Below are 23,552 nucleotides of genomic sequence, written 5' to 3'. Positions count from 1 at the left end.
CAGGATCCGGCCCGCTTTCCCCGGGATCCTGGGCTCCCCGGGACCCGGCCATCGGGCTCCCCGGGATCCGGCCCTCAGATACGGCCGACGACCTTGCGCGGGGTGATCCTGACGACGACCCGGGGGGCGTCGTTGACGGAGTCCGGGTTGAACTCGGCGTACCGCTTGCCCTGGTACTTCAGCGCCAGCTCGTCGATCAGTTCCTGGGCGCCGTCGGTGGTGAGCGTCGCCGTACCCCGGATCTCGGCGTACGAGTAGGGGGCGTCGGCGGGCTGCACCAGCACCGTGACCCGGGGGTCGCGGCGGAGATTCTTCTCCTTGCGGCGGTCGGTCGTGGTCGAGATCAGGACATCGTCACCGTCCCGCTTCACCCAGACCGGGCTCACCTGAGGGCTGCCGTCGGGCTGGATGGTGGCGATGTTGACGAAGACGGGGGTGTCGAGGAGTTCCTTGAGCTTGTCGCTGAGTACGGCAGACACGGGCTTGGCCTCCGGGTTGCTGAACAGGGTGCGGAAGAGGTTGTGGGAGTGGACGGGGTGCGTCCACATCCCTACCCCAAACAGCGCGGCCCTGTCCCGGCTTCCGGGCCGCGTCGCGCGGATACGGCAGGCAGGACCGCACGGATCCGGAGACCGCTGCCACGGGGGCCCCGGGGCCCGGTCCGGTCGTTACGTACGGATCGCCGGGGCCGTCACGTACGGATCATCGGGACGTCACGTACGGATCACCAGGGCCGTCGCGATGGCTGCCAGCCCTTCGCCCCGGCCGGTGAAGCCGAGCCCGTCGCTGGTGGCCGCGGAGACCGAGACGGGCGCGCCGACAGCTCCCGAGAGAACCTGCTGCGCCTCGTCCCTGCGCTTGCCGATCTTCGGCCGGCTGCCGACCACCTGGACGGCCACGTTGCCGATGGCGAACCCCTCGGCGCGGACGATCCTGGCGGCCTCGGTGAGCAGGGTGAGCCCGGAGGCCCCGGACCACTCGGGGCGGCCGGTGCCGAAGTGGGCGCCGAGGTCGCCGATCCCGGCGGCGGAGAAGAGCGCGTTGCAGGCGGCGTGGGCGACGACGTCCGCGTCGGAGTGCCCGGCGAGACCCGGGCCCTCACCCTCCCAGCGGAGCCCGGCGCACCAGAGTTCGCGGCCCTCCTCGAAGGCGTGGATATCGGTCCCGATACCGACCTGCGGCATCACCACCGGCACGGGCGGCCGTACGGACTGCTCATGCCCGCTTTCTTCATGCCCGGACTGCTCACGCCCGGACTGCTCAGGTTCAGAAGCCATTGTTGACCCTCCTGCGGGCGAGAACCGCCTCGGCCAGGACCAGGTCCAGCGGCCTGGTCACCTTGAACGCCTCTTCGTGTCCGGGGACCACCACGACCCGCACCCCGAGCTGCTCGACCATGCTCGCGTCGTCGGTGACGTCGTGGGTGACCGTGGCGTGCGCTCGGGCGAGCAGCGCACGGTCGAAGCCCTGCGGGGTCTGCACGGCGCGCAGCAGAGCCCGCTCCGGAGTGGCGACGACCGGCTCGGGTCCGCCGCCCGTCTGCGGCTCGACCTGTTTGACGGTGTCGGCGAGCGGCAGCGCGGGAACGACCGCAGGGGCACCGTTCCGTACCGCTGCGATCACCGCGTCCACGGTGTCGACAGGCACGAGCGGGCGGGCAGCGTCGTGCACCAGCACCTCGGTGACGCTCTCGGGGAGTACGCCGATCCCGAGCCGGACGGACTCCTGACGGGTGTCACCACCGGGTACGACCAGAAGCTCGGTGCCCGGGGGGCAGGAGTGCTCGGCCAGCAGGGCCTTCACCTCCGCGGCACCGTCCGGCGGGGCCACTACGACCACCAGCGAGACAGCACGCGATCCGGCCATCGCCCGTACGGCGTGGACCAGCATCGGGGTCCCGTTGAGGGTGCGGAGCGCCTTGGGGGCTCCGGGGCCGAGCCGGACACCACGCCCGGCGGCGGGAATCACTGCGGCGGTGATGTGGCTGGATCCGGCCGGAGCGGCGGCAGGGGATTCTGCGGTGGAGCCGGTACGGGAGGGGGTCCCGGGCTCGTCTGACATCGGTTGCGCGTTCAGGGTTTGTGTCCTCAGCCGACATGGGTATGGCCTGGGGGTGCCGGGCGCGACGCCCTGACTGGCCCCTTCCGTGACGACTGGTCGAGTCGGCATCCCGGGCCCGGCACACCAGTACCGGCCAAGGTACCGCTCACGCAGCACCGCTCCATGAAAACAGGCGCACAGCAGACCCAGCCTCGCCCGAAGCCGCAGGGCCATGAGCCATGGCGGGAAACGCGGAAGAGCCGCGACAGCGGAGCTGCGCGGGAAAACAACATGCCGTAGCGCCCGACGACACATGAAAACTGATCCATGTGCATGGACAGTCCATGTGGTCAACGGGCACCACGGCATTCAAAGCGTCGAGCAGGTGAACGGGTCAAGCGATTCAGGACGCGAGGACCTCGTCGAGCAGAGCCTCGGCCTTGTCTTCGTTGGTGTTCTCCGCGAGAGCGAGCTCACTCACCAGGATCTGGCGGGCCTTGGCGAGCATGCGCTTCTCACCAGCGGAAAGTCCGCGCTCACGCTCACGACGCCACAGGTCGCGGACCACTTCGGCTACCTTGATGACGTCGCCGGAGGCGAGTTTCTCAAGATTCGCCTTGTAGCGACGGGACCAGTTCGTGGGCTCTTCGGCATACGGTGCGCGAAGCACCTCGAAGACCCGGTCCAGCCCTTCCTGACCAACCACGTCACGCACGCCTACGAACTCCGCATTGTCCGCCGGCACACGAACAGTCAAGTCGCCCTGGGCGACCTTGAGCACCAAGTAGGTCTTGTCCACGCCTTTGATCTGGCGAGTTTCGATAGCCTCGATCAGCGCGGCCCCGTGATGGGGATAGACCACGGTGTCGCCAACCTTGAACGTCATGTGACAGGTACCCCTTCCGTGGCTATCCAGTCTAACACGAGAACGGCTTCTTCTGAATGACGTTTTCGCAGGTCAGGGCATATCTCGGGGCTTGACAACAGCAACACGAACGTGCTGCGGACGGCCCCTCGGGGACGGTATTCGCAGGTCGGAGCGGCTCTGCGCACGGAGAGAAACCCAGGCGCCACACGGATCCGAAGGCTTCCCACAGGTGGCTAACGTCCCGATTTGCCGCATTCGAAACGGTGAACTTCGCGACCCCAGTTCGGATGTCGATCACCCATACGGACGCAATCAGAAATTGATCACTGTGCGCCGGAAGAGGGTTTTCCGTAAGGAATGCGTGGTGGTGAAGAGCGGCAGAGAGAATTGATCACTCGCGATATGTGAACGGCGTACGAAGCGGTGAGTACGAAGCCGTGAGATCGGACGGCCCACGGGCGCCGTCAGGCACCGTCACCGGCCGCGGGGCGGGTCGGGTGCGGGGCCGTGACCACGGCTCGGTAACCTGAGGCCGCTGACACACCCTTAGGGAGGCTTTACCCCCTCCCGCCCCCTGTCCCCGTCCTGTCCGTACGTCCTAGGAGAAGCCGCCGCCGTGAGCAGCAGCCTTCGACGCGGCGTCCTCGCCGCTTCTGCCATCGTGGTCTCGATCGCCGCCCTGTCCGCCTGTGGCGCGGGCAACAACGCGGCGACGATCAAGATCAAGCCGGACAACGCCGCTACGACGGCCGGTTCCATCAAGGTCCAGAACGCGACGGTGATCACCCAGCCGAAGGCCACGGCCAAGGGCCCCGCCGTCATCTCGGCGACCCTCTTCAACAGCGGTGACACGAACCAGACGCTCCAGGACATCAAGCTCGCGGGCTCCAGCTCCGTCGTGAAGCTCACCCCGGCCACGGGCAAGGGGCCGATCTCGGTGCCCGCGCACGGTTCGGTCGCCATCGGCGGCAAGAACAACGCCGCCGCCGTGCTCGCCGACGGCCGCGCCGCAGCCGCCGACGGCTCCACACAGAACCTGGTCTTCCAGTTCAGCGAGACCGGTCGGGTGACACTGGCCGCGCTCGTCGTCCCGGCCACCAGCTACTTCCAGGGCTTCGGCCCGAGCAGCCTGCCCATGACGCCCTCCCCCTCGGCGCCCTCGGGCAAGGCCTCCCCGGGTGCATCGGGCAAGGCCAGCCCGGGTGCGTCGGGCAAGACCACCCCGGGTGCCAACAAGACGCCGGCCGGCTCCGTCACGGGCTCGCCGAGCAGCTGAACCGCACCGCGCGTGAGCGCACAGCGCTTGCAGAGCGTGCAGAGCGCATACGGAGGTGCCCCCGCCGGAAGTCCGATTCCGGCGGGGGCACCTCCTTTCGTACGTGCCTCGTACGCGCGGGAGGCTTACGGCTCGAACTTGTAGCCCAGGCCCCGGACCGTCACCAGATACCGGGGCGCGCCCGGGTCCGGCTCGATCTTGGCGCGCAGCCGCTTCACGTGGACGTCGAGGGTCTTGGTGTCCCCGACGTAGTCCGCGCCCCAGACCCGGTCGATCAGCTGCATCCGGGTCAGCACCCGGCCCGCGTTCCTGAGCAGCATCTCCAGCAGGTCGAACTCCTTGAGCGGCAGGTCGACCTTGGCGCCGGAGACCGTGACGACATGGCGGTCCACGTCCATCCGGACCGGGCCGGCCTCCAGTGCCGCCGGGGAGACCTCCTCGGGCTCGCCGCGGCGGCGCAGCACCGCACGGATACGGGCGACCAGCTCCCGTGACGAGAAGGGCTTGGTGACGTAGTCGTCCGCTCCTATTTCCAGGCCGACCACCTTGTCGATCTCGCTGTCCTTGGCGGTCACCATGATCACCGGGACGTTGGAGCGGCCGCGCAGCTGGCGGCACACCTCGGTGCCGGGCAGTCCCGGAAGCATCAGGTCGAGCAGTACGAGGTCGGCGCCGTTGCGCTCGAATTCGTCGAGTCCGTCAGGGCCCGTGGCCGCGATGGCGACCTCGAATCCTTCCTTGCGGAGCATGTAGGACAGGGCGTCGCTGAAGGATTCCTCATCCTCGACGACAAGCACTCGGGTCACGGAAGGACCTCCGGGGCAGGAATGGGTTCAGAGGACAGGAAGGTCGCGAAGGGCTGGTCGTCGTCATCGCCGACAGCGTCAGTGGGATCGGCGGACTCGGCGTAGCCGGTGTGGTGCTGTGCGGGGGCGGCCGTCGGATCCGTGCCATGGCGATTGCGTACGGAACCGGATTCCGGCAGCCGCAGGGTGAAGGTGGAGCCCTGGCCCTCCGAGCTCCACACCGTGACCTCCCCGCCGTGCGAGGCGGCCACGTGTTTGACGATGGCGAGGCCCAGGCCCGTGCCGCCGGTGGCGCGCGAGCGGGCCGGGTCGACGCGGTAGAAGCGCTCGAAGATCCGCTCGCGGTCCTTCTCGGTGATACCGAGCCCCTGGTCGGTGACGGCGATCTCGATGAGTCCCCCAGAGCCGAAAGCCTGGGAGGTGCCCCCACCGCCGGGGGCGGAGGTGCGGCGGGCGGCGATACCGACCCGGGTGCGGGCCGGAGAGTAGTTGACCGCGTTCTCCACGAGGTTTCCCAGCGCGGCGGCGAGCTGGGAGCGGTTGCCCCAGACGTGAAGGTCGGCCGTACCGCCGGCCGCCATGGTGATCTGCTTGGTGCCCGCCTGGTGGCGGCAGCGGTCGATGGCCTCGGCGACCAGGACATCGACCCGGACCGGCTCGGCGTCTTCGAGCGGGTCGTCGTTCTGGACCCGGGAGAGGTCGATGAGCTCCTGGACCAGATTGGTGAGCCGGGTCGCCTCTATCTGCATCCGACCCGCGAAACGGGTGACCGCCTCCGGGTCGTCCGACGCTCCCATGACCGCCTCGGAGAGCAGTGAGAGCGCCCCGACCGGGGTCTTCAGCTCGTGGCTGACGTTGGCGACGAAGTCACGCCGTACGGCTTCGATGCGCCGGGCCTCGGTGAGGTCCTCGACGAGCAGCAGCACCAGCCGGGAGCCGAGCGGCGCCACCCGTGCGGAGACCGCGAGCGCCTCGCCGCGGCCGGTACCCCGGCGGGGAAGGTCGAGCTCGACCTGTCGTATCTCCCCGTCGCGCCGGGTGTCCCGGGCCATGTGCAGCATGGGCTCCACGGCCAGCTTCCCGCCCCTGACCAGGCCCAGGGCGTACGCGGCCGAGCTGGCTTTGACCACCGAGTCGCTCTCGTCGAGCACCACGGCGGAGGAGCTGAGTACGGAGAGAACGGTGTCCACGCCGGGCGGCAGCACGTCGTCGGTGTGCAGGGAGGTCCGGGTGGGGCGTGCCAGTTCGCGCTCGCTCCAGCGGAACGCCAGCACGCCGATGACACCGGTGCACAGCCCGGCGATCGCGCTTGCTGCGGCGACCGCCGCGTTCACGTCCATGTGTCCAGGTTATGCGGCACCACCGACATATCCCCAGCCATCCGGGTGCCTGCTCGAACGTTCGTCGCCCAGAGTTCACTGAGGGGATAGGGCCGGTTCACTTGGGATGACGGAAACGGACGCGTGGCGCACCGACGGTGGAAGCGTGGAGGTGGACACCTGTCGGGAACCCCTGCCAGACACCGCCAGAAGGTGCCGCCGTGCCGGTGGCACAGGACCAGCCGCACAGAGCCGGCCATACGGGATCTGCCGCACCACACCAGCCGTACAGGATCAGCCGTATTAGAGAGGGACTCCCATGCGGGACGCGTACCACGAGGAACTGGACTCGATCGGCGAGGGCCTGGTCGAGATGGCCCGGCTCGTCGGTTCGGCGATCGGCCGGGCCACGACCGCCATGCTGGACGCCGATCTGAAGCTCGCCGAGAGCGTGATCGCCGCCGATCAGAAGGTCGACGACCTGCAGCACGACCTCGAAGCGCGGGCCATCGCCCTGCTGGCCAGGCAGCAGCCCGTCGCCACCGATCTGCGCATTGTGGTCACCTCGCTGCGGATGAGCGCCGACCTGGAGCGCTCGGGCGACCTGGCCCAGCACGTAGCGAAGCTCACCCGGCTCCGTTACCCGGACCGGGCCGTTCCGCACGATCTGCACGCCACGATCCTGGAAATGGGACAGCTCGCGCAACGGCTGATGGCGAAGGCGGCCGAGGTCATCATCACGATGGACGTCGACCTGGCGCTCCAGCTGGAGACGGACGACGACGAGATGGATCTGCTGCACCGGACGCTCTTCCAGCACCTGATGGACGACCGGTGGAAGCACGGCATCGAGACGGCGGTCGACGTGACGCTCCTCGGCCGCTACTACGAGCGGTTCGCCGACCACGCGGTGTCGGTGGCCAAGCGCGTGGTCTATCTGGTGACGGGCGAGCACGCCGACGAGCTCCAGTCCGCACCGGCGCAGGTCGAGGGGGCGTGAACGGCGCGCTTGCGCGTATGCGCCGTTGATGCGCCCCACCGGGGTGGGTATGAGATGGCGGAGGCAGTACGTCCTCGCATGCCGAGCAGGAGGAAATCATGGCCGATTCCCCCGTCACCGCCCCCGAGCAGCAAGCCCCCGTCGAAGTGCACCATCTGAGCGTTCTCGGCGCCTGTGGCTGCGGTCCGGGCTGCGGCTGCGGCTGCCAGTCCGGCGCTCCATGCCAGTGCAGCGGCTGCCAGGGCTGACGCGAACCGTTCCGTACGACTGCGAGGGCCCCGTCCCGCGCCACTGCTGACTCATTGCGGTGGTGCGGACGGGGCCCTCGCTGCGCCGGCTTGGAAAAGCGGAGACCGCCTGGCGGGCCGAATGGGCTGCCGCCCCGGAGTGGGCGGGTGGATCTGTGCCGTGTCTCAGGCGGCTTGGGTGAGTTCGGCACGGCCGAACAGAAGGGCGTAGCCGGCGGGGAGCTGGTTGAGGGTGCGGGTGAGGAGGTCGTTGCCGGCGAGGGTGGCGACGGCGGCCAGGACGGTGCCGGTGTCCCAGCGGGTGATGGCCGGTGGGGCTCCGGTGCGGGTGGCGAGGTCCTTGACGAAGGCCCAGCCGGTGAGGGGCTCTATCGCAGGGATCTGTTCGGTGAGAATCGCGGCGGCCTCGAAGGGCAGGTGAGCTGCCAGTTCGACGCGTTCGTCGCCGGTCAGCTGGCGTCCAAGTCCCGAAAGGACCAGGCGGACGGCTTCGGCGGCCCGTTCCCGGGTGGGATAGGCCCCTTCGTAGCGGACCTTCTCCAGCAGCTCCTCGAACGTCATCGCGGGGAGGTGCGGGACCGGTTCACGCTGGTCGGACATCACTGCGGTAGTCGCCTTTCTCGTCGTCGAGGTCGTGGTGTGTGCCCGGCGGGGCCCGGGGCCCCAAGTGGGCCCGGGGCCCCGGGTGGGAGGGCGGGCGGAGGGGGAGATGAAGGGCCCGTCCTGCGCCCCCGGCCGACCGGGGGCGCCGGGCTCAGCCGGTGATCTCCTGGCGGGAGGACTCCCCGCCGACGGAGATCTTGCGAGGCTTGGCGCGCTCGGTGATCGGGATGCGCAGGGTCAGCACCCCTGCGTCGTAGTCGGCCGTGATGCGCTCGGTGTCCAGAGTGTCCGCCAGCACGATCTGGCGGGAGAAGACACCCAGCGGCCGTTCCGACAGTTCCATCTGCACGTCGTCGGCCTTCGCCACCGGCCGGCGCTCGGCCTTGACGGTCAGCATGTTCCGCTCGACGTCGATGTCGATCGCCTCCGCGCTGACGCCGGGGAGGTCGAAGGCCACCACGTACTCGGCACCCTCGCGGTAGGCGTCCATCGCCATCGCGGAGGGGCGCGTCCAGGTGCCGGAGCCGGTCAACTGCTGGGCGAGACGGTCGAGTTCACGGAAAGGGTCGGTGCGCATCAACATCGCGAAACACCTCCAGAAGGTTCGGGTTGTACCCGCCAATGCGCTTCACTGACACCGTTGTAACATGTCATCCAATGGATGACAAACAGCATGTCGTCGAAAGGATGACAGCCCCGGAAGGAGTTCCCGTGCCAGCAGCCGGCCCCCCACCCCGCTCCCACGCCGACGCCCAGAGCCCGGCCTCGTTCCTGGCCGCGGCGGCGGCCCTGGACACCATCGATATCGCCGTGCACGAGGCCAACAGCCAGGCCGCCGACCCCGCCGACGCGGATGCCGGTCCGCAGCAGGCCCTGGCATCCCTTCTGCTGTTGCGGCAGGTCCGTGAGCAGCTCGCCGGATGGGAAACCGGCCTGATCGAAACCGCCCGCCTCGCGGGCGCCAGCTGGGCCGACCTCGCCCACCCCCTCGGCGTCGCCAGCCGCCAGGCCGCCGAACGCCGCTACCTGCGCAACCGCCCCGGCCTCGCGGGCACCACCGGAGAACAGCGCGTCCAGGCCACCCGCGAAAGCCGCGCCGCCGACCGCACCCACACCGCCTGGGCCCGCGACAACGCGGCAGCCCTGCGCCGCCTCGCCGGCCAGATCACCGCCCTCACCGACCTCCCCACCGCCGCCCGCACCCCCCTCGGCCGGCTCGACGCCGCCCTCGCCCACAGCGACCCCGCAGTCCTCGTCCACCCACTGACCGAGACCCGCCCCTACCTGACCGCCGCCCACCCCCGCCTCGCCACCCAGCTCGACACCCTCATCGGCCAAGGCGACCAGCGCCCTGACCGGCCCGGCCGGGGGTGAGGGCGCCCGGTTCCGGGCCGCTCCCCGCTCATGGCCGTTCGAAGCCGACTGCCGCTGCCTCGCCGTCCGACACGAGGAAATCCAGTCGGCCGGAGTGGACATGAGGTGGCGCACCAAAAAGCCCCCCACCCCGCGGAGAACCCGCAGGTGGGGGGCTTATGGCAAGCTGCTTACTTCTTCTTGCCCTGGTTCTTGACGGCCTCGATGGCTGCGGCCGCCGCGTCCGGGTCGAGGTACGTGCCGCCGGGGTTGACCGGCTTGAAGTCGGCGTCCAGCTCGTACGTGAGCGGGATGCCCGTCGGGATGTTGAGGCCCGCGATGTCCGCGTCCGAGATGCCGTCGAGGTGTTTGACCAGTGCGCGCAGCGAGTTGCCGTGCGCGGCGACCAGAACCGTGCGGCCGGCGAGCAGGTCCGGGACGATGCCGTCGTACCAGTACGGCAGCATGCGGACGACGACGTCCTTGAGGCACTCGGTGCGCGGGCGCAGCTCCGGCGGGATCGTCGCGTACCGCGCGTCGCCGCTCTGCGAGTACGGCGAGCCGTCCTCCAGGACCGGCGGCGGGGTGTCGTACGAACGGCGCCACAGCATGAACTGCTCCTCGCCGAACTCGGCGAGCGTCTGCGCCTTGTCCTTGCCCTGGAGCGCACCGTAGTGCCGCTCGTTCAGGCGCCAGGAACGGTGCACGGGGATCCAGTGGCGGTCCGACGCCTCCAGCGAGAGCTGGGCGGTGCGGATGGCGCGCTTCTGGAGCGAGGTGTGCACGACATCGGGGAGCAGGCCGGCGTCCGTGAGCAGCTCACCGCCGCGGACCGCCTCCTTCTCGCCTTTCTGCGTCAGGTTGACGTCCACCCAACCGGTGAACTGATTCGTAGCGTTCCATTCGCTCTCGCCGTGGCGGAGGAGGATCAGCTTGTACGGTGCGTCGGCCATGACCCCGAGCCTAATCGACGGCAGGACGGCCGCTGATTGACGCCCTCCGTCAATTGAGTGGCGGCCCGGAACCGGCTGAACGTAATGCCCGTGAGTACAAAACACCACTTACATCCGGTCCGCGTGACGCTCACCCGCACACCCACGCGCTCGCGTGCGCGCCCGCGCCGGTCCGGCTCAGTCACGTCGGGCTGCCACCGCAGGGTGACCCTGTGCGCGAGCCCATGCGCTCCGGCCGTCCCGTGGAGCTTCCCGTTGAGCGGCCCTCCCGCCGAACGGCCACCCCGTAGGACGGCCGTCCCGTAGAAGACCGCCACCGGTCACCGCCAACAACTACGGGTTCAGCGTTCGTTGGGCGTCGTGCAGATTGGCGGGGTGTACGGATTCCGGCGCGCCGTACGCCTCGAGCCGTGCATGCAGATCGCCGGTGAAGTCGGGCACGTCGATCTGGCCGAACGGGCGGACCGTGCTGATCCCGACGCTCGCGCTGTACGGGGCGAGGCCGTCGATCCTCATCAGGCCCTCCCGGCCGTTGGTGACCCGGATGTTCCAGTGGGTGAACCGGGCGCCGAAGAGCGGACCCGCCGAGGCGTCCCCGCCGTGCTGACCGTTGTTGTTGACGGTGATGTCGGTCCGCACATTGGCGAACGGCAGGCCCCGGTGCGAGTCGAAGGTGCCCATCTCCATCACCCCGCGCGACCAGACGTTGTAGCTGGAGAGCCCCTCGACGTTGATGCCGTGCAGCTGGGTGCCCGCCGGGGCGGGCACGGTGCGCTCGGCGATCGTGAACTCCTCGACGAGGTTGTCGTGCGAGCCCTCCCGGCAGAAGTACGGATGGTGCGAGCCCCGGCCCTCGACGCGGGTACGGCGCAGGGTGGTGGCGGACGCGGCGACAAGACCGAAGCCGTTGTCGACGTCGCGTACGACGACATCGTCGGCCCAGCAGTCGTACGTGCACTGGAACGCGACGCCGTTGTACCCCTTGTCGAGCAGATGCGGCGACTGCGGAGTGAGAACCGCTTCGAGCGTGAGCCCCTCGACAGCCGACCCGGTCAGCGGCGCGACATGAGTGGTGAGCCGTGGGTCCCACTCGGGGCGGATGTCGAGCGGGAGAGGGCGTTCCAGGGTGAGCCTGCGGCCGTGCACCGCTGTGATGCGCACGGGCCACTCGTACGGGACGTACGAGGTCAGCTTGGTCTTGTCGTCCCACTCGTACGCCTCGGGGCCCGGTCCGCCGCCCGCCATGTGCTCCAGGAGCGTGTGGCCCGCGTCGTCCGCGAGCCGGAGCAGCACGAGGTCGCCGCGGCCGAGTCGCGAGGTGTCCGCGACGGTGACCGTGCGGTCACCCTGCCGGGCAGGGGCGACGGTGGTGAGGGTGCTCCACTCGTCGCGTTTGTTGCCCGTCCAGCCCTCGAAGGGCCAGGCCGCGGCGGTGATGGCGGCCGTCAGACTCGCGAACCGCGCCTCGGGGCAGAGCCAGATGAGCCCGCCCGCCCAGGACCACGAGGACTTGTTGCCGCCGTACCGGGAGCCGTACGGGCCGATCAGCTCGGTGAGGCTCTTCGTCGCGTAGAGAGTGGTGCGGCCGCTGCCCGCGCCGCGCAGCACGACGTTGCTGTGCCCGATGCGGATGAGGTCGTCGATACGGAAGGTGCCGGGCGGAATGAGGACCGTGCCACCGCCGCGTTGGCCGGCAGCGGCGATGGCACGGTTGATCGCGGGCGCCGAGTCGGCGGACCCGTCGGGGACCGCCCCGTACTCGCGGACGTCGGCGACGGCGGGGAGCCGCGGGAAGCGGCGCTCGCCCGTGCGGCGGCCGGATCCGCCGATGTACGGGATCTGCGGGTGGGTGTACGGCGTCCGGGAGAACTCCCGCCAGAGCGGGGTGGTGGACGGGGTCCGGCCGCGCGATGCGGCCGTGGATGTCCCTCCCGTCGCGATGACGGCCGCGACGGCCGTGGCGCTGCCGAGCAGTGCGCGTCTGCTGATGGTCCCCATGAGGCCCGCCTCTTTCATGGATCTTCTGTATGAATCTTCATGAACTTCACGATCCCCATGGGCTCATGTATATGAACAGAGTTCATGAGTGCGTTGGCAGTGAGCATGCCACGGGGATCGGGGGCCGGGAAGAGGCATGCATGGAGTCGCCGAGTCGCGCGGGACGCGCGAGTCGTGGAGGTACCTGCTGGCGGCTCCGCTGTGGCGGGACACCGGTTCCGTCCGGCGGGAACGACGCCCGACGAGCCCGACGAGCGCCCGTCAGCCCTCGTCCTTGGCCTTGCTCTAGCCCTCAGCCTCTCTAGCCCTCAGCCTCGCGGGTCAGATGTGTGAACGCGTCCAGGTTCCGGGTCGGCTCGCCCCGCGATACCCGCCACGCGTACTCCCGCTTGATCGCACTGGCGAAACCCAGCTCAAGCAGCGTGTTGAAGGGCCCGTCGGCCGCTTCCAGGACCGATCCCAGCAGCCGGTCGATCTCATCGGGTGTGACCACGGACAGCGGCAGCTTCCCGGCGAGGTAGATGTCGCCGAGCGAGTCGATCGCGTAACTCACCCCGTACAGCCGGAGGTTGCGCTCCAGAAGCCACCGGTGCACCCCGGCGTCGTTCTCGTCGGGGTGCCGGATCACGAACGCGTTGACCGACAGCGAATGCTTCCCGACGATCAGCGAGCACGTGGTGGAGAGCTTCCGGGTGCCGGGGAGCTTCACCACGTAGGAGCCCGGCTCCGGGCTCTCCCACTCCAGCTCGGCGTCCTTGAACGCCTGCTCCAGGACCTCTCGTGCTCCAGCCTCGCCAGCCTGATCAGCCATGGTGCGAGCGTACGCGACGGCGGTGTTCGTGCATCGCGGCCGTGTAGACGTCCGCGGTGGCCGCCGCTGCCGTGTCCCAGCCGAACCGTCCGGCGTGGCGCGCGGCGGCCCCGCCCATCTCGTCCACCAGTCGCGGGTTCTCGATGAAGCGGCGCAGCGCCACCGCGTACCGCGCCGGGTCGTGGCCGGGGATCAGGAACCCGGTCGACCCTTCGCGTACGGCGACGGGCAGCCCGCCGACCGCGGCGGCCACCACCGGGGTCCCGGCCGCCTGGGCCTCGATGGCGACCAGGCCGAAGGATTCGTTGTACGAGGGCATGACCAGCACGGAAGCGGCCCGGAACCAGTCGGCGAGCTGGTCCTGGCCGACCGGCGGGTTGAACCGGACGATGTCCGAGATACCGAGGCGGGCAGCCAGTTTCTGCAGGCCCTCCGGCTTGGCGAGGCCGCTGCCGCTGGGCCCGCCGACCACCGGCACCACCATGCGCTTGCGCAGCGAGGGGTCCTCGTCCAGCAGGACCGCCACCGCGCGCAGCAGGACGTCGGGCGCCTTGAGCGGCTGTATGCGGCCGGCGAAGAGCGGCACGAAGGCGTCCTGCGGCAGCCCGAGGCGGGCCCGGGCAGCGGCCCGCCCGTCCGCAGGGCGGAAGCGGTCGAGGTTCACGCCGGGGTGGACGACGGCGACCTTGCCGGCGTCGGCCTCGTAGTGGCGTACCAGCTCGCCGGCCTCCTCATCGGTGTTGGCGATGAGCCGGTCGGAGGCCCGTACGATCTGCGTCTCGCCGATGACCCGCGCGGCGGGTTCGGGCGTGTCGCCGTCGGCCAGCGCGGCGTTCTTGACCTTCGCCATGGTGTGCATCGCGTGGACGAGCGGCGCGCCCCAGCGCTCGGCGGCGAGCCAGCCGACGTGGCCGGAGAGCCAGTAGTGGGAGTGCACCAGGTCGTAGTAGCCGGGCCGGTGACCGGCCCAGGCCTGCATCACACCGTGGGTGAAGGCGCAGAGCTGGGCGGGCAGCTCCTCCTTGGCCAAGCCCTCGTAGGGGCCGGCGTCCACATGGCGTACGAGCACGCCGGGCGCGAGATCGACGAGCGGCGGGAGGCCGCCCGTGGTGGCGCGGGTGAAGATCTCCACCTCGATGTTGATCGCGGCCAGCCGCTTCGCCAGCTCCACGATGTAGACGTTCATGCCGCCCGCGTCGCCGGTGCCCGGCTGGTGCAGGGGGGAGGTGTGCACGCTGAGCATGGCGACCCTGCGCGGCCTGCGGTGTCCTGCGAACTTCAGCCTGGGGGGCCGCGCGGGTCCCGTGATCCGGCCCCCGAGCCGGGACACGTACTGGCTCACGTGGACGGTCCTCTCCTCGCGCGGGCACGCTCGACTCCAGGGCAGGCGCACCCCGTCTGACGTCTGGAACAGCGGGGCGCGCTGTCGCATTTCCGCTTTACCGAATAATTACCTTGACGCCGCTCACATACCCTCGGCACATGGCCCAGCCCTCCCCACGCCGCCCCGGCGGCGGCCGTTCCGCCGGTGACCGCTCCCCTGGTGACAGCTCCGCCGGTGGCCGGTCCGGAGTGCGTACGACGGGGGTCCGTACGACGGGCGCCCGTCCGGTGGGGGCCGTGACCCGCGGGACCACCAACCCCAACCGGCTGCGCCGTATGGACCGCTGGATCACCGCCGTGCACGGGCCCGCCCTGCGGCGCTCGGCCGACCCCCTCGCGGTGGACCTCGGGTACGGGGCGGCCCCCTGGACCGCCGTGGAACTGCTCCAGCGGCTGCGTACGGCCGTGCCCGCCGCCGAGGTCGTCGGTATCGAGATCGAGCCGTCCCGGGTCGCGGCGGCGAAGCCGTACGAGCGGCCGGGGCTGACCTTCCGGCACGGCGGCTTCGAGGTGCCGCTGGACGGCCGCAGCCCCTCGCTGATCCGGGCCGCCAATGTGCTGCGCCAGTACGACGAGGAGGAGGTCGCCGCCGTATGGCAGCGGCTGTGCGCGCGGCTCGCTCCGGACGGGCTGCTGGTCGAGGGCACCTGTGACGAGATCGGGCGGCGCCATGTATGGGTCGCGCTCGGGCCCGGCGGGCCGCGCACGGTGACGTTCGCGACCCGGCTCGGCTCGCTGCACCAGCCGTCCGATCTGGCGGAGCGGCTGCCGAAGGCGCTGATCCACCGGAACGTCCCCGGCGAACCGGTGCACGCCTTTCTGCGCGACTTCGACCGTGCCTGGGCCGCGGCGGCCCCGTACGCCTCGCTCGGCGCCCGGCAGCGGTGGATCACCGCCGTGCGCTCCCTCGCGGCCGACTGGCCGCTGGCCGACGACGTCCGCAGGTGGCGGCAGGGTGAAATCACCGTGAACTGGGCGGCGCTGGCGCCCCGGCCGGGAACTTGAACCAGGGTTCGTTCGTCGGACCGGGCAGGGGGTGACGCGGGAGCACGGGTGGGGCCGGGGAGTTGTTGTACGCCTCTGTCGCATTCGCGCAGGGCATGGCACCATCACGCCAGCCACCTAAGTTACTGACGGTAAATCAGCTCTGGAGGGGGAGCTCGTGAACCGACGCCGCTGTGTCGCCGCCGCGATCACGCTGGTCTGCGCACTGACCATACTGACCGCGCCGACTGCCGCGTACGCCGATCCCAGGCCATCGGGCTCCGGGTCTTCGGGCTCTGACTCTTCGGGCTCCGGGACTGGCTCTGCGGGCTCCGGTTCTGCGGGCTCCGGTACCGAGCGCCTCGAAGCCGTCCGTCAGAAGATCGACGACCTCTACCGCCAGGCCGGGGCCGCCACCGACGCGTACAACCTGGCCACGGAGCAGTCCGAGAAGCAGTCGTCCGAGATCGTGAAGCTGGCCCAGCGCATCGTGCAGGGCCAGTCGAGGATCACCGCGCTGAAGAAGCAGGCGGGCGCCGAGGCCCGTGCCCAGTACCGGGACAGCGGTCTGCCTCCCGCGGCGCAGCTGATGCTCAGCGGCGACCCGGACAGCTTCCTCGACGGCGCCGACCGGCTGCGCTCGGGGCAGCAGGCGCAGAAGAACCTACTGGCCGAAATGGACCAGACCCAGAAGGACTTGACGGCCTACACCCAGGACGCCGGCGACCAGTGGCAGAAGCTGGACGCCAACCGTGCGAAGCAGGCCAAGAAGAAGAAGGACATCCAGCAGAAGATCGAAGCGGCCAAGAAGCTCGAATCGGGCCTGGCCAAGAAGGAACGCGCACGGCTCAAGAAGCTTGAGGAAGATCAGGAGTTCAAGGCGCAGACGGCCTGGCTCAGCTCGGGAATCCTCAAGGAGATCGACAACAAGGCGAGCGCCGAGGGCAAGAAGGCGGTCAAGTTCGCCACGGACCAGATCGGCAAGCCGTACGTGTGGGGCGCGGCGGGGCCGCATTCGTTCGACTGCTCCGGGCTGACCTCCCAGGCGTGGGCGGCGGCCGGGGCCCCCATCCCGCGCACCTCGCAGGAGCAGTGGAAGCAGCTGCCGCACGTCCAGGTGAAGGACATGCGGCCCGGGGACCTGATCATCTACTTCTCGGACGCGACCCACGTCGGGATGTACATCGGGGACGGGGCGATGGTGAACGCGCCGCGGCCCGGCAGGAACGTCACGATCGGCGGTGCGGGCTCGATGCCGATCCTCGGCGTGGTCCGGCCGGACAAGTAGCCGCACCCGCCGCACCCGCCTCCCGGTCGTCCCGGCGGTCTCACCCTGCCCGGTCCCGCTCTGCCCGGTCCCGTCCTCCTCCGCACCGCCTCCCCCCGCCCTCCCCTGCCGCGCTGTCCGTGGCGTGCGTCACCCCCGGCCGGCCGGGCAACCGAGTGACGTTCGTCATGGGTCGGCACACCGTCAAACCGCCGGATGCGGGCCGGGAGAGGGCATATGACCCCGGAGGTTTCTCCGGCGCCATTCCGCTGTGGCCCCGCCAACCGCTAAGGTCCCCGTCTGGTGGTACGTCGACTGGCGTTCCACCGCGCCCTCGGGGGGAGGGAAGGAAACCGAAGCGATGGAGAACGGTCAGACCGTTCTGCCCCACCAGACCAGGGGACCGGACTCCACCGGCAGCACCGACCTGACGCTGCTGGTGATCGAGAACGATCCAGCGGGCACTTTTACGGTCCCGGAGCTGCTCGACGCCTCCGGAACGCGGGTACGCGTCCGTACCGCACGGAACCTCACCGAGGCCGAGCGGCTGCTCACGGACGACGTGCACTGCATCCTGCTCGACCTGGCACTGCCTGGAGCGGACGCGGACGACGAGCTGTCCGTACTCCGCCATGTCCTCAAGCTGGCGCCCGGTCACGCCGTGCTGGCGCTTGCCACGTCCGGTCATGTGGAGAGCGCGGCGGACGCGGTCCGGGTCGGGGCGCAGGACTACCTGCTCCGCGAGGAGCTGGACGGCAGACTGCTGAACCGTGCCGTCCGGTACGCGGTGGAGCGCAAGCGCGCCGACACCGCGCACTACAAGCTGGCCGAGTCCCGGCTGCGCGCCCAGGAGAACGCCCGTCTGGAGCGCGGCCTGCTCCCGACGCCACTCCTGGACGGCTCTGACCTGCGTTTCGCCGCACGGTACCGGCCGGGCCGCTCGCGCGCGCTGCTCGGGGGCGACTTCTACGACGTGGTGCGGACACCCGACGGGACCGTGCACGCGATGATCGGCGACGTCTGCGGGCACGGCCCCGACGAGGCCGCGCTGGGGGTGGAACTACGCATCGCCTGGCGGGCGTTGACGTTCGCCGGGCTCTGCGGGGACCAGTTGCTCTCCACGCTCCAGCAGGTGCTGGAGCACGAGCGGGAGAGCGAGGAGCTGTTCGCCACGCTCTGCACGGTCGACATCGCCCCGGACGGCCGCCATGCCGGGCTCTGCCTGGCGGGCCACCCCGCCCCACTGGTCTCCCGCGACGGCGGGACCGCGCAGCTCCTCCCGCACGAGGACGGCGGCCCGGCGCTCGGCCTGCTCCCGCAGGCCCGGTGGCCCCGGCGCCAGGTCGAACTCGGCGGCTCCTGGAACCTGTTGATGTACACGGACGGCCTGATCGAGGGCCGGATCGGCCAGGGGACGCAGCGGCTCGGCCAGGAGGGCATGGTCGAGATGATCGACCGGCAGCTGACGGGGGGCCTGTGCGGCGAGAGTCTGCTGGAGGCGGCGGTGGCGGAGGTCCGCGAACTGAACGGCGGCGAGCTCACCGACGACGTGGCGGTCCTGCTGCTGGAGCGCCGACGGAGTATGAGCCGGTAGGACTGGGCGGGTCGAGTCGGGATGGATCTGGTCTGGTCTGATCTGGTCTGGTCTGATCTGGTCTGGTCTGGTCTGGTCTGGTCTGGTCGGCAGGCGACCGGATCAGTAGCCGGCCGAACGGACGCGCCCCGGACGCCAGTGGCGTCCGGGGCGCATCGTGCGTCATGCGTGGTGCGTCATGCGTCGTGCCGGTGGTCGGGAGGGGCAGCGGGGCCGGCTATCGCCCGCCGTTGTACGGGCCGTACGGTCCGTCGCTGCTGGAGCCGCCGCCTCTGCGGCCACGGCCACCGCCCGAGATCTGCCGGACCGCGGGGCGCACGTCCACCATGTAGACGATCGTCGCGATCAGCCCGATGACGGGCAGGAACGACAGAATCGGGAACAGCCAGTTCACCACGAACGCGATGGCCAGGATGATCAGCCAGAACGGCTTGGTCTGCTTGCTCGCAGCGCGGTACGCGTCCTCCCGGCGGATCACCGCGTCCACCAGCGCGAAGCCGCTGAAAAGGATCAGCGCCAGACTCAACAGCGACATCAACCCTGCGAAACCCTGCATCAACACTGTGCAACACCGCCTGTTCGACCGGCCATCAACACGGCCAAGCTACCGGGAGAACGGGCCGGGCACCCAGGAGGTGCCCGGCCCGGCCCGACCTATCCGAATCCGTCCGAATCCCTCCGAATCCCTCCGGAGCGAAACGGACGCCTGCTTCCCCAGGTCGCCCGGGGTCCTACTTCCCGGCCGGCGGCGTGTTCTTCTTCGCCGTCGTGCCGCGGGGGGCGGCGCTCTTCCGGGCCGCGGCGGGCTTGGCCTCGGCCTTCACCTCGGACTTCGGGGCAGTCGCCGGCGCGGGCGAAGGGGCGGCCGAGGACGAGGACGCGGGCTTGGCCCCGGTCCGGGGCTGAGCGATACGTGACTCGGCCCTGGCCGGCTCGCTCCTCGCTCCCGGCTTCGGCGCGGCCTTGGTCTCGGTCCTGGACTTGGGCGTGGCCTTGCCCGCCGCCTTGGTCCCTGACTTCGACCTGGCCGGGGCATCCGGTTCGACGACGGTGCCGAACACGACGATGTCGTCGGCGGCCTCGCCACGCCACTGCCGTACGGACTGCTCGCCCCGCTCGGCGACCTTCTCGTACGTCTCACGGGCCCGGACCGCGTACTCCGCGGCCACGCCCACACTGCGCAGCGCCAGGTCCTGCGCGGTCTCGCCCAGCTTCTTCAGGTCGGTGTCGAACGCCCCGATGACCTCATTGACCTTCGCGGTGACGGTGGCCTGCGCCTCCTTCGCCTGCGTGGTCACGCGGTCCTGGACGTCCTTGGGGTCGGTGTTGCGCACCGCGTCGATACGCGCGGGCGCCTCGGCCTGGAACTTCTCCAGCAGCCCGGGCACCTTCTTGGCCTGCTGCATGGCGAGGTCGGCCGTGCCGGCCGCGAAGTAGAGGGGGGTCGGGTCGGTGAGGGTCTTACGCAGGTCATCGGTGATGGCCATGACTGTGGTCCTCCCGGATCAGTTCTGTTCGTGGTCGTCGCGTGGTTTGCGTACTTCTTCGCGTACTTCTCTGTGCGCTTCGTGTTCTTCGTGCGCTGCGCGCTGTGGCGGCTGCGCGGCATCACTGCCGTCCGCCAGGCCGGTGTCCGCCGTGCGGGCCGCATCCGGTTCGAGCCCGTTCTCCTTGCGGAACGAGTCGTAGATCTGGAGCAGCACCTGCTTCTGGCGCTCGGATATGGAGGGGTCGGCCAGAATGACGGCGCGCGTCTCCAGCTCGTCCCGCTCCCGCTCATCAAGGATCCCGGCCTGGACGTACAGGGTCTCCGCGGAGATCCGCAGCGCCTTCGCCAGCTGCTGGAGAATGTCCGCGCTGGGCTTACGCAGGCCGCGCTCGATCTGACTCAGATACGGATTCGACACCCCGGCCGCGTCAGCAAGCTGGCGCAGGGAGAGCTGCGCGGTGCGCCGCTGCTCGCGCAGGTACTCACCGAGATTGCCGACGTTGAGTGATGCCATACGGCCATGCTGCACTCATGTCGCTAACTTTTGCAAGCAGGCGCTTGCAAAAGTGTGTCATGCCACTCCTGTCTGTCCCGTCGCCGCCGCGAGCGGTTCCCCAGTCGGCTTCCCCGACAGTTCGCCGCTCACCTGCGCAGTTGCGCGTTGAGCCGGGCGGCCTGTCGCGTCAGATGGTCGCGTTCGGGGACGTTGGGCGCTGATCGGGCCGCTTGGGCGTAGAGCCGGGCTGCGGTCACTCGATCACCATCACGCTCGTGCAGGTATGCCGCGACGGCAGTGTGCCGGGGCAGGGAGGGGTCGAGCCCCACCAGCGCGGCCAGGCCGGCCCGCGGGCCGTCGGCCTCGCCTACCGCGACGGCGCGGTTGAGGCGGGCCACTGGGCTGTCGGTGAGGCGCACCAGTTCGTCGTACCACTCGACGATCTGCACCCAGTCGGTTTCCTCGGCCGCCTGGGCGTCGGCGTGGAGCGCGGCGATGGCCGCCTGCGCCTGGAATTCGCCCAGGCGGTCGCGGGCGAGGGCGGCCTGGAGCATCTCGACGCCCTCGGTGATCAGTTGGGTGTTCCACAGGCTGCGGTCCTGCTCGGCGAGCGGCACGAGCCTGCTGTCCGGGCCGGTCCGTGCCGGGCGCCGTGCGTGGTGGAGCAGCATGAGCGCCAGCAGGCCCGCGACCTCCTCCTGGCTGGTCCTGGCCGCGAGTTGGCGAGTGAGCCGGATCGCCTCGGCGGCGAGGTCGACATCGCCGGAGTAGCCCTCGTTGAAGACCAGGTAGAGCACGCGCAGCACCGTGGCGACGTCACCGGGCTGTTCGAACCGGACGCCGGAGACGGTCCGCTTGGCCCTGCTGATCCTCTGCGCCATGGTCGCCTCCGGCACAAGGTAGGCCCGAGCGATCTGCCGCGTGGTCAGACCGCCGACCGCGCGCAGTGTGAGCGCGACGGCCGAGGCCGGTGTCAGGGACGGGTGCGCGCACAGAAAGTACAGCTGAAGCGTGTCGTCCACCGCCTCACCGGGGCCGGGCAGGGGCTCGGCCTCGACCACCTCCTCTCGCCGCCGCCGGGAGGTATCGGCGCGGACCGCGTCGAGGAATTTGCGCCAGGCCACCGTGACCAGCCAGCCCTTCGGGTCCCGCACGGGGTGTCCCTCGCTCGAAGAGCCTGGGTCGTCCGGCCACCCGCGCACCGCCTCGACCAGGGCCTCCTGCACGGCGTCCTCGGCCGCCGCGAAGTCGGCTCCGCGACGGACAAGAACACCGATCACCGCGGGCACCAGCTCCCGGAGCAGCGACTCGTTCACTCGGTGGTCGTGGGCTGCTCGCCGTAGAACGGGCGCACCTCAAGCCACTCGTGGATCGGCTTCCCACCCGCGCCCGGAGCAGCGGACAACTCGCCGGCCAACTCGATCGCGCGCTCGTAGGTCTCGACGTCGATCACCATCCAGCCGGCGATCAGGTCCTTGGTCTCCGCGAACGGGCCGTCGGTGACCGGCGGCCGCCCCTCGCCGTCGTAGCGGACAAACGTGCCCTCCGGGGAGAGCGCCTGACCGTCGACGAACTCGCCGGTGCCCTCAAGCCGGGCGGCGAAGTCACGCATGTACTGCATGTGGGCCGACACCTCCTCCGGCTCCCACTGGTCCATCGGCACGTCGTTGACCGCCGCCGGCGCGCCCCGGTAGTGCTTGAGCAGCAGGTACTTGGCCATCATCTTCTCCTCGGTGCGGTACGGCCCATTGTGGCCGCGTTCACTCCAGGGACGGAGCCACGCGCCGGTTCTCGACATCCCATCGCGGAATTTTTCTGGCGGGCTTCAAGACGCCGCGCTTCGGCCGGCCCGCCCCGGTTTCCGGAGAGGCTTCAGGCGGGCAGGGAGGCGAGCCAGTCGGTCAGGAGCGCGTTGATCTCGGCGGGGCGCTCTTGCTGGATCCAGTGGCCGCAGTCGTCGAGGATCCGGGAGGAGACCAGGCCGGGCAGAGTGGTGGGGTAGGCCTTGATCGCATCGGCCATCCACATGGTGGAGGCGTCCTGGCCGCCACCGACGAACAGGGACGGCTGGGTGATGGGGGCGCCGTCGAAGTCGGCGAGATCTTCCCAGTCCCGGTCCATGTTCCGGTAGCGGTTGAGCGCCCCGCTCATGCCGGTCCGCTCGAACTCCCCGGCGAAGACGTCCAGATCGCCTTCACTGAGCCAGCCGGGCAGTCGGCCGGCGGGGAAACGGTCGCGCATTCTCCCGCCCCGGCTGACGAAGTGCGGGTCGGGCGCGTCGGACGCGGGCATGGTTCCGGGGGTCAGGGCGGCGTAGAGGCCCGCGAGCCAGCCGCGCACGTCGGACTCGATCTCGGCCTCGGCCCGGCCGGGCTCCTGGAAGTAGGAGACGTAGAACTCGTCGTCCCCGCCCACCTTCGCGAAAACCTCGCTGGGCCGCGGCCCGCCGCGCGGGGCGTACGGAACACTGAGCATCCCCACCGCGCGGAAGACGTCCGGCCTGACCAGGGCGGAGTTGGCGGCGATGGGCGACCCCCAGTCGTGGCCGACGATCACCGCGGACTGCTCACCCAGGGCGTGCACCACGGCGGCGTTGTCCTCCACCAGCTCCAGCATCCGGTACGCCTCGGGGTCGCCGGGCTTGGAGGAGCGGCCGTAGCCGCGGACATCGATCGCGGCCGCGCGGTACCCGGCCGCGGCCAGGGCCGGCAGCTGGTGGCGCCAGGAGTACCAGGATTCCGGGAACCCGTGCACGAGCAGCACCAGCGGCCCGGTGCCCTGCTCCACCAAGTGGATCCGGCCAGCGGGCGAGGACACCAACCGGTGCGTGACTTCCGTGGCCTGCTGCGACATGAACCCTCCAAGTTTCTCGACTTGCCGTACGGCAAGTCCGGTCCCCCATCATGCGAGTAGCGGCGCGGCGGTACGAGTCTCGTTGCCGGTTCGGCAAAGCGATGTGGGGCGACGGTTCCGGGCGACCGTTCCGGGTGGCCTGCCTCACACGTTCCGATGTTCTCCGGCCAGGACGCCGAAGCCGTACCGGGTTTCTGCCGCGCCGTTCTGT

The 23,552-nt window shown here is 70.1% G+C and carries 25 protein-coding genes; 7 read left to right on the top strand and 18 right to left on the bottom strand.

The genetic code is table 11. The annotated features are described in order from the left end of the window. Positions 1–74 precede the first annotated feature (74 nt). The 4 genes from OG452_RS18845 to OG452_RS18830 all read right to left on the bottom strand — a co-directional run bounded on the left by OG452_RS18845 (position 75) and on the right by OG452_RS18830 (position 2,926). A complete protein-coding gene (locus tag OG452_RS18845; protein ID WP_327299691.1) occupies positions 75–479 on the bottom strand; it encodes a PPOX class F420-dependent oxidoreductase in 405 nt (134 codons plus the stop codon). Between the two features lie 234 nt (positions 480–713). Then, positions 714–1,184 carry a 2-C-methyl-D-erythritol 2,4-cyclodiphosphate synthase gene (gene ispF / locus OG452_RS18840; RefSeq protein ID WP_327299690.1) on the bottom strand — a complete coding sequence of 157 codons (471 nt, stop codon included), beginning with the start codon at positions 1,182–1,184 and terminating at the stop codon, positions 714–716. Positions 1,185–1,266: 82 nt separating this feature from the next. Beyond that, positions 1,267–2,061: a 2-C-methyl-D-erythritol 4-phosphate cytidylyltransferase gene (ispD, locus tag OG452_RS18835; protein ID WP_327296735.1), complete on the bottom strand. Its 795-nt coding sequence runs from the start codon at positions 2,059–2,061 to the stop codon at positions 1,267–1,269. Positions 2,062–2,443: 382 nt separating this feature from the next. Further along, positions 2,444–2,926, bottom strand: coding sequence for a CarD family transcriptional regulator (locus OG452_RS18830; protein WP_006380568.1), 483 nt, complete (start codon positions 2,924–2,926; stop codon positions 2,444–2,446). Positions 2,927–3,524: 598 nt separating this feature from the next. Between OG452_RS18830 and OG452_RS18825 the strand changes: the two genes are divergently transcribed. After that, positions 3,525–4,184 carry a DUF461 domain-containing protein gene (locus OG452_RS18825; protein ID WP_327296734.1) on the top strand — a complete coding sequence of 220 codons (660 nt, stop codon included), beginning with the start codon at positions 3,525–3,527 and terminating at the stop codon, positions 4,182–4,184. A 125-nt stretch (positions 4,185–4,309) separates the two neighbouring features. Here the strand turns inward: OG452_RS18825 and OG452_RS18820 are convergent, their stop codons facing one another. Next, positions 4,310–4,990, bottom strand: a complete 681-nt coding sequence (locus OG452_RS18820) for a response regulator transcription factor (protein WP_102918029.1) — start codon at positions 4,988–4,990, stop codon at positions 4,310–4,312. Next, the gene (locus OG452_RS18815) at positions 4,987–6,330 is read right to left on the bottom strand and encodes a sensor histidine kinase (RefSeq protein WP_327296733.1); all 1,344 of its coding nucleotides are present in this window, start codon (positions 6,328–6,330) and stop codon (positions 4,987–4,989) included. The genes OG452_RS18820 and OG452_RS18815 overlap by 4 nt, the downstream gene beginning before the upstream one ends. A 298-nt stretch (positions 6,331–6,628) precedes the next feature. Between OG452_RS18815 and phoU the strand changes: the two genes are divergently transcribed. Continuing rightward, positions 6,629–7,309, top strand: coding sequence for a phosphate signaling complex protein PhoU (gene phoU / locus OG452_RS18810; RefSeq protein WP_327296732.1), 681 nt, complete (start codon positions 6,629–6,631; stop codon positions 7,307–7,309). Between the two features lie 98 nt (positions 7,310–7,407). Continuing rightward, complete coding sequence (locus OG452_RS18805; RefSeq protein WP_327296731.1) at positions 7,408–7,557, top strand: hypothetical protein; 150 nt, start codon at positions 7,408–7,410, stop codon at positions 7,555–7,557. A gap of 165 nt (positions 7,558–7,722) precedes the next feature. Here OG452_RS18805 and OG452_RS18800 read toward each other — a convergent pair whose 3' ends face one another. Both OG452_RS18800 and OG452_RS18795 read right to left on the bottom strand, forming a co-directional pair. After that, positions 7,723–8,157, bottom strand: a complete 435-nt coding sequence (locus OG452_RS18800; RefSeq protein ID WP_327296730.1) for a DUF2267 domain-containing protein — start codon at positions 8,155–8,157, stop codon at positions 7,723–7,725. 154 nt (positions 8,158–8,311) lie between these two features. After that, positions 8,312–8,743 (bottom strand): Hsp20/alpha crystallin family protein, encoded by a 432-nt coding sequence (locus OG452_RS18795; protein WP_327296729.1) that lies wholly within the window; start codon positions 8,741–8,743, stop codon positions 8,312–8,314. 128 nt (positions 8,744–8,871) lie between these two features. Here OG452_RS18795 and OG452_RS18790 point away from each other — a divergent pair, with 128 nt between their 5' ends. Next, positions 8,872–9,534, top strand: a complete 663-nt coding sequence (locus OG452_RS18790) for a type III effector protein (protein ID WP_327296728.1) — start codon at positions 8,872–8,874, stop codon at positions 9,532–9,534. A 170-nt stretch (positions 9,535–9,704) separates the two neighbouring features. Here the strand turns inward: OG452_RS18790 and OG452_RS18785 are convergent, their stop codons facing one another. The 4 genes from OG452_RS18785 to mshA all read right to left on the bottom strand — a co-directional run bounded on the left by OG452_RS18785 (position 9,705) and on the right by mshA (position 14,617). After that, positions 9,705–10,466 carry a phosphoglyceromutase gene (locus tag OG452_RS18785; protein WP_327296727.1) on the bottom strand — a complete coding sequence of 254 codons (762 nt, stop codon included), beginning with the start codon at positions 10,464–10,466 and terminating at the stop codon, positions 9,705–9,707. Positions 10,467–10,799: 333 nt separating this feature from the next. Beyond that, a complete protein-coding gene (locus tag OG452_RS18780; RefSeq protein ID WP_405561813.1) occupies positions 10,800–12,482 on the bottom strand; it encodes a glycosyl hydrolase family 28-related protein in 1,683 nt (560 codons plus the stop codon). A gap of 283 nt (positions 12,483–12,765) precedes the next feature. Beyond that, positions 12,766–13,275, bottom strand: a complete 510-nt coding sequence (locus tag OG452_RS18775; RefSeq protein WP_327296726.1) for a YbjN domain-containing protein — start codon at positions 13,273–13,275, stop codon at positions 12,766–12,768. After that, on the bottom strand, positions 13,268–14,617 hold the full coding sequence (gene mshA / locus OG452_RS18770; RefSeq protein WP_327296725.1) for a D-inositol-3-phosphate glycosyltransferase: 1,350 nt from the start codon (positions 14,615–14,617) through the stop codon (positions 13,268–13,270). Before mshA ends, OG452_RS18775 begins: the two co-directional genes overlap by 8 nt. A 317-nt stretch (positions 14,618–14,934) precedes the next feature. Here mshA and OG452_RS18765 point away from each other — a divergent pair, with 317 nt between their 5' ends. The 3 genes from OG452_RS18765 (at position 14,935) to OG452_RS18755 (ending at position 18,503) form a co-directional block, all read left to right on the top strand. Then, entirely contained in the window at positions 14,935–15,663 is a 729-nt protein-coding gene (locus OG452_RS18765) for a class I SAM-dependent methyltransferase (RefSeq protein WP_327299688.1), read from the top strand. Between the two features lie 157 nt (positions 15,664–15,820). Next, positions 15,821–16,930: a C40 family peptidase gene (locus tag OG452_RS18760; RefSeq protein ID WP_327296724.1), complete on the top strand. Its 1,110-nt coding sequence runs from the start codon at positions 15,821–15,823 to the stop codon at positions 16,928–16,930. 340 nt (positions 16,931–17,270) lie between these two features. Beyond that, positions 17,271–18,503, top strand: a complete 1,233-nt coding sequence (locus OG452_RS18755) for a PP2C family protein-serine/threonine phosphatase (RefSeq protein WP_327296723.1) — start codon at positions 17,271–17,273, stop codon at positions 18,501–18,503. 217 nt (positions 18,504–18,720) lie between these two features. On the opposite strand, the gene OG452_RS18750 is transcribed toward OG452_RS18755, so the two are convergent. The 6 genes from OG452_RS18750 to OG452_RS18725 form a co-directional block, all read right to left on the bottom strand. Next, complete coding sequence (locus tag OG452_RS18750; protein WP_327296722.1) at positions 18,721–19,065, bottom strand: DUF2516 family protein; 345 nt, start codon at positions 19,063–19,065, stop codon at positions 18,721–18,723. Between the two features lie 169 nt (positions 19,066–19,234). Beyond that, complete coding sequence (locus OG452_RS18745) at positions 19,235–19,990, bottom strand: hypothetical protein (protein WP_327296721.1); 756 nt, start codon at positions 19,988–19,990, stop codon at positions 19,235–19,237. A gap of 18 nt (positions 19,991–20,008) precedes the next feature. Next, positions 20,009–20,506: a helix-turn-helix domain-containing protein gene (locus OG452_RS18740; protein WP_327296720.1), complete on the bottom strand. Its 498-nt coding sequence runs from the start codon at positions 20,504–20,506 to the stop codon at positions 20,009–20,011. Positions 20,507–20,634: 128 nt separating this feature from the next. After that, a complete protein-coding gene (locus OG452_RS18735) occupies positions 20,635–21,804 on the bottom strand; it encodes an RNA polymerase sigma factor (RefSeq protein WP_327296719.1) in 1,170 nt (389 codons plus the stop codon). Then, entirely contained in the window at positions 21,801–22,208 is a 408-nt protein-coding gene (locus tag OG452_RS18730; protein WP_327296718.1) for a YciI family protein, read from the bottom strand. Before OG452_RS18730 ends, OG452_RS18735 begins: the two co-directional genes overlap by 4 nt. A 152-nt stretch (positions 22,209–22,360) precedes the next feature. After that, a complete protein-coding gene (locus OG452_RS18725) occupies positions 22,361–23,341 on the bottom strand; it encodes an alpha/beta fold hydrolase (protein WP_327296717.1) in 981 nt (326 codons plus the stop codon). Positions 23,342–23,552: the final 211 nt, after the last annotated feature.

It is taken from the genome of Streptomyces sp. NBC_01197, from assembly GCF_036010505.1.
Taxonomy (GTDB): domain Bacteria; phylum Actinomycetota; class Actinomycetes; order Streptomycetales; family Streptomycetaceae; genus Streptomyces.
The sequence above is the reverse complement of the archived record's forward strand: the minus strand, read 5'-3'. Positions and strand labels throughout refer to the sequence as shown.

Excerpts from the sequence above, each read along its gene's own strand:
- phoU (WP_327296732.1), top strand. The coding sequence starts at position 6,629 with ATGCGGGACGCGTACCACGAGGAACTGGACTCGATCGGCGAGGGCCTG.
- OG452_RS18730 (WP_327296718.1), bottom strand. The coding sequence starts at position 22,208 with ATGGCCAAGTACCTGCTGCTCAAGCACTACCGGGGCGCGCCGGCGGCG.
- OG452_RS18780 (WP_405561813.1), bottom strand. The coding sequence starts at position 12,482 with ATGAAAGAGGCGGGCCTCATGGGGACCATCAGCAGACGCGCACTGCTC.
- OG452_RS18775 (WP_327296726.1), bottom strand. The coding sequence starts at position 13,275 with ATGGCTGATCAGGCTGGCGAGGCTGGAGCACGAGAGGTCCTGGAGCAG.
- ispF (WP_327299690.1), bottom strand. The coding sequence starts at position 1,184 with ATGCCGCAGGTCGGTATCGGGACCGATATCCACGCCTTCGAGGAGGGC.
- OG452_RS18815 (WP_327296733.1), bottom strand. The coding sequence starts at position 6,330 with ATGGACGTGAACGCGGCGGTCGCCGCAGCAAGCGCGATCGCCGGGCTG.
- OG452_RS18725 (WP_327296717.1), bottom strand. The coding sequence starts at position 23,341 with ATGTCGCAGCAGGCCACGGAAGTCACGCACCGGTTGGTGTCCTCGCCC.
- OG452_RS18800 (WP_327296730.1), bottom strand. The coding sequence starts at position 8,157 with ATGTCCGACCAGCGTGAACCGGTCCCGCACCTCCCCGCGATGACGTTC.
- OG452_RS18755 (WP_327296723.1), top strand. The coding sequence starts at position 17,271 with ATGGAGAACGGTCAGACCGTTCTGCCCCACCAGACCAGGGGACCGGAC.
- OG452_RS18830 (WP_006380568.1), bottom strand. The coding sequence starts at position 2,926 with ATGACGTTCAAGGTTGGCGACACCGTGGTCTATCCCCATCACGGGGCC.
- OG452_RS18745 (WP_327296721.1), bottom strand. The coding sequence starts at position 19,990 with ATGGCCATCACCGATGACCTGCGTAAGACCCTCACCGACCCGACCCCC.
- OG452_RS18795 (WP_327296729.1), bottom strand. The coding sequence starts at position 8,743 with ATGTTGATGCGCACCGACCCTTTCCGTGAACTCGACCGTCTCGCCCAG.
- ispD (WP_327296735.1), bottom strand. The coding sequence starts at position 2,061 with ATGTCAGACGAGCCCGGGACCCCCTCCCGTACCGGCTCCACCGCAGAA.
- OG452_RS18740 (WP_327296720.1), bottom strand. The coding sequence starts at position 20,506 with ATGGCATCACTCAACGTCGGCAATCTCGGTGAGTACCTGCGCGAGCAG.
- OG452_RS18785 (WP_327296727.1), bottom strand. The coding sequence starts at position 10,466 with ATGGCCGACGCACCGTACAAGCTGATCCTCCTCCGCCACGGCGAGAGC.
- OG452_RS18765 (WP_327299688.1), top strand. The coding sequence starts at position 14,935 with ATGGACCGCTGGATCACCGCCGTGCACGGGCCCGCCCTGCGGCGCTCG.
- OG452_RS18805 (WP_327296731.1), top strand. The coding sequence starts at position 7,408 with ATGGCCGATTCCCCCGTCACCGCCCCCGAGCAGCAAGCCCCCGTCGAA.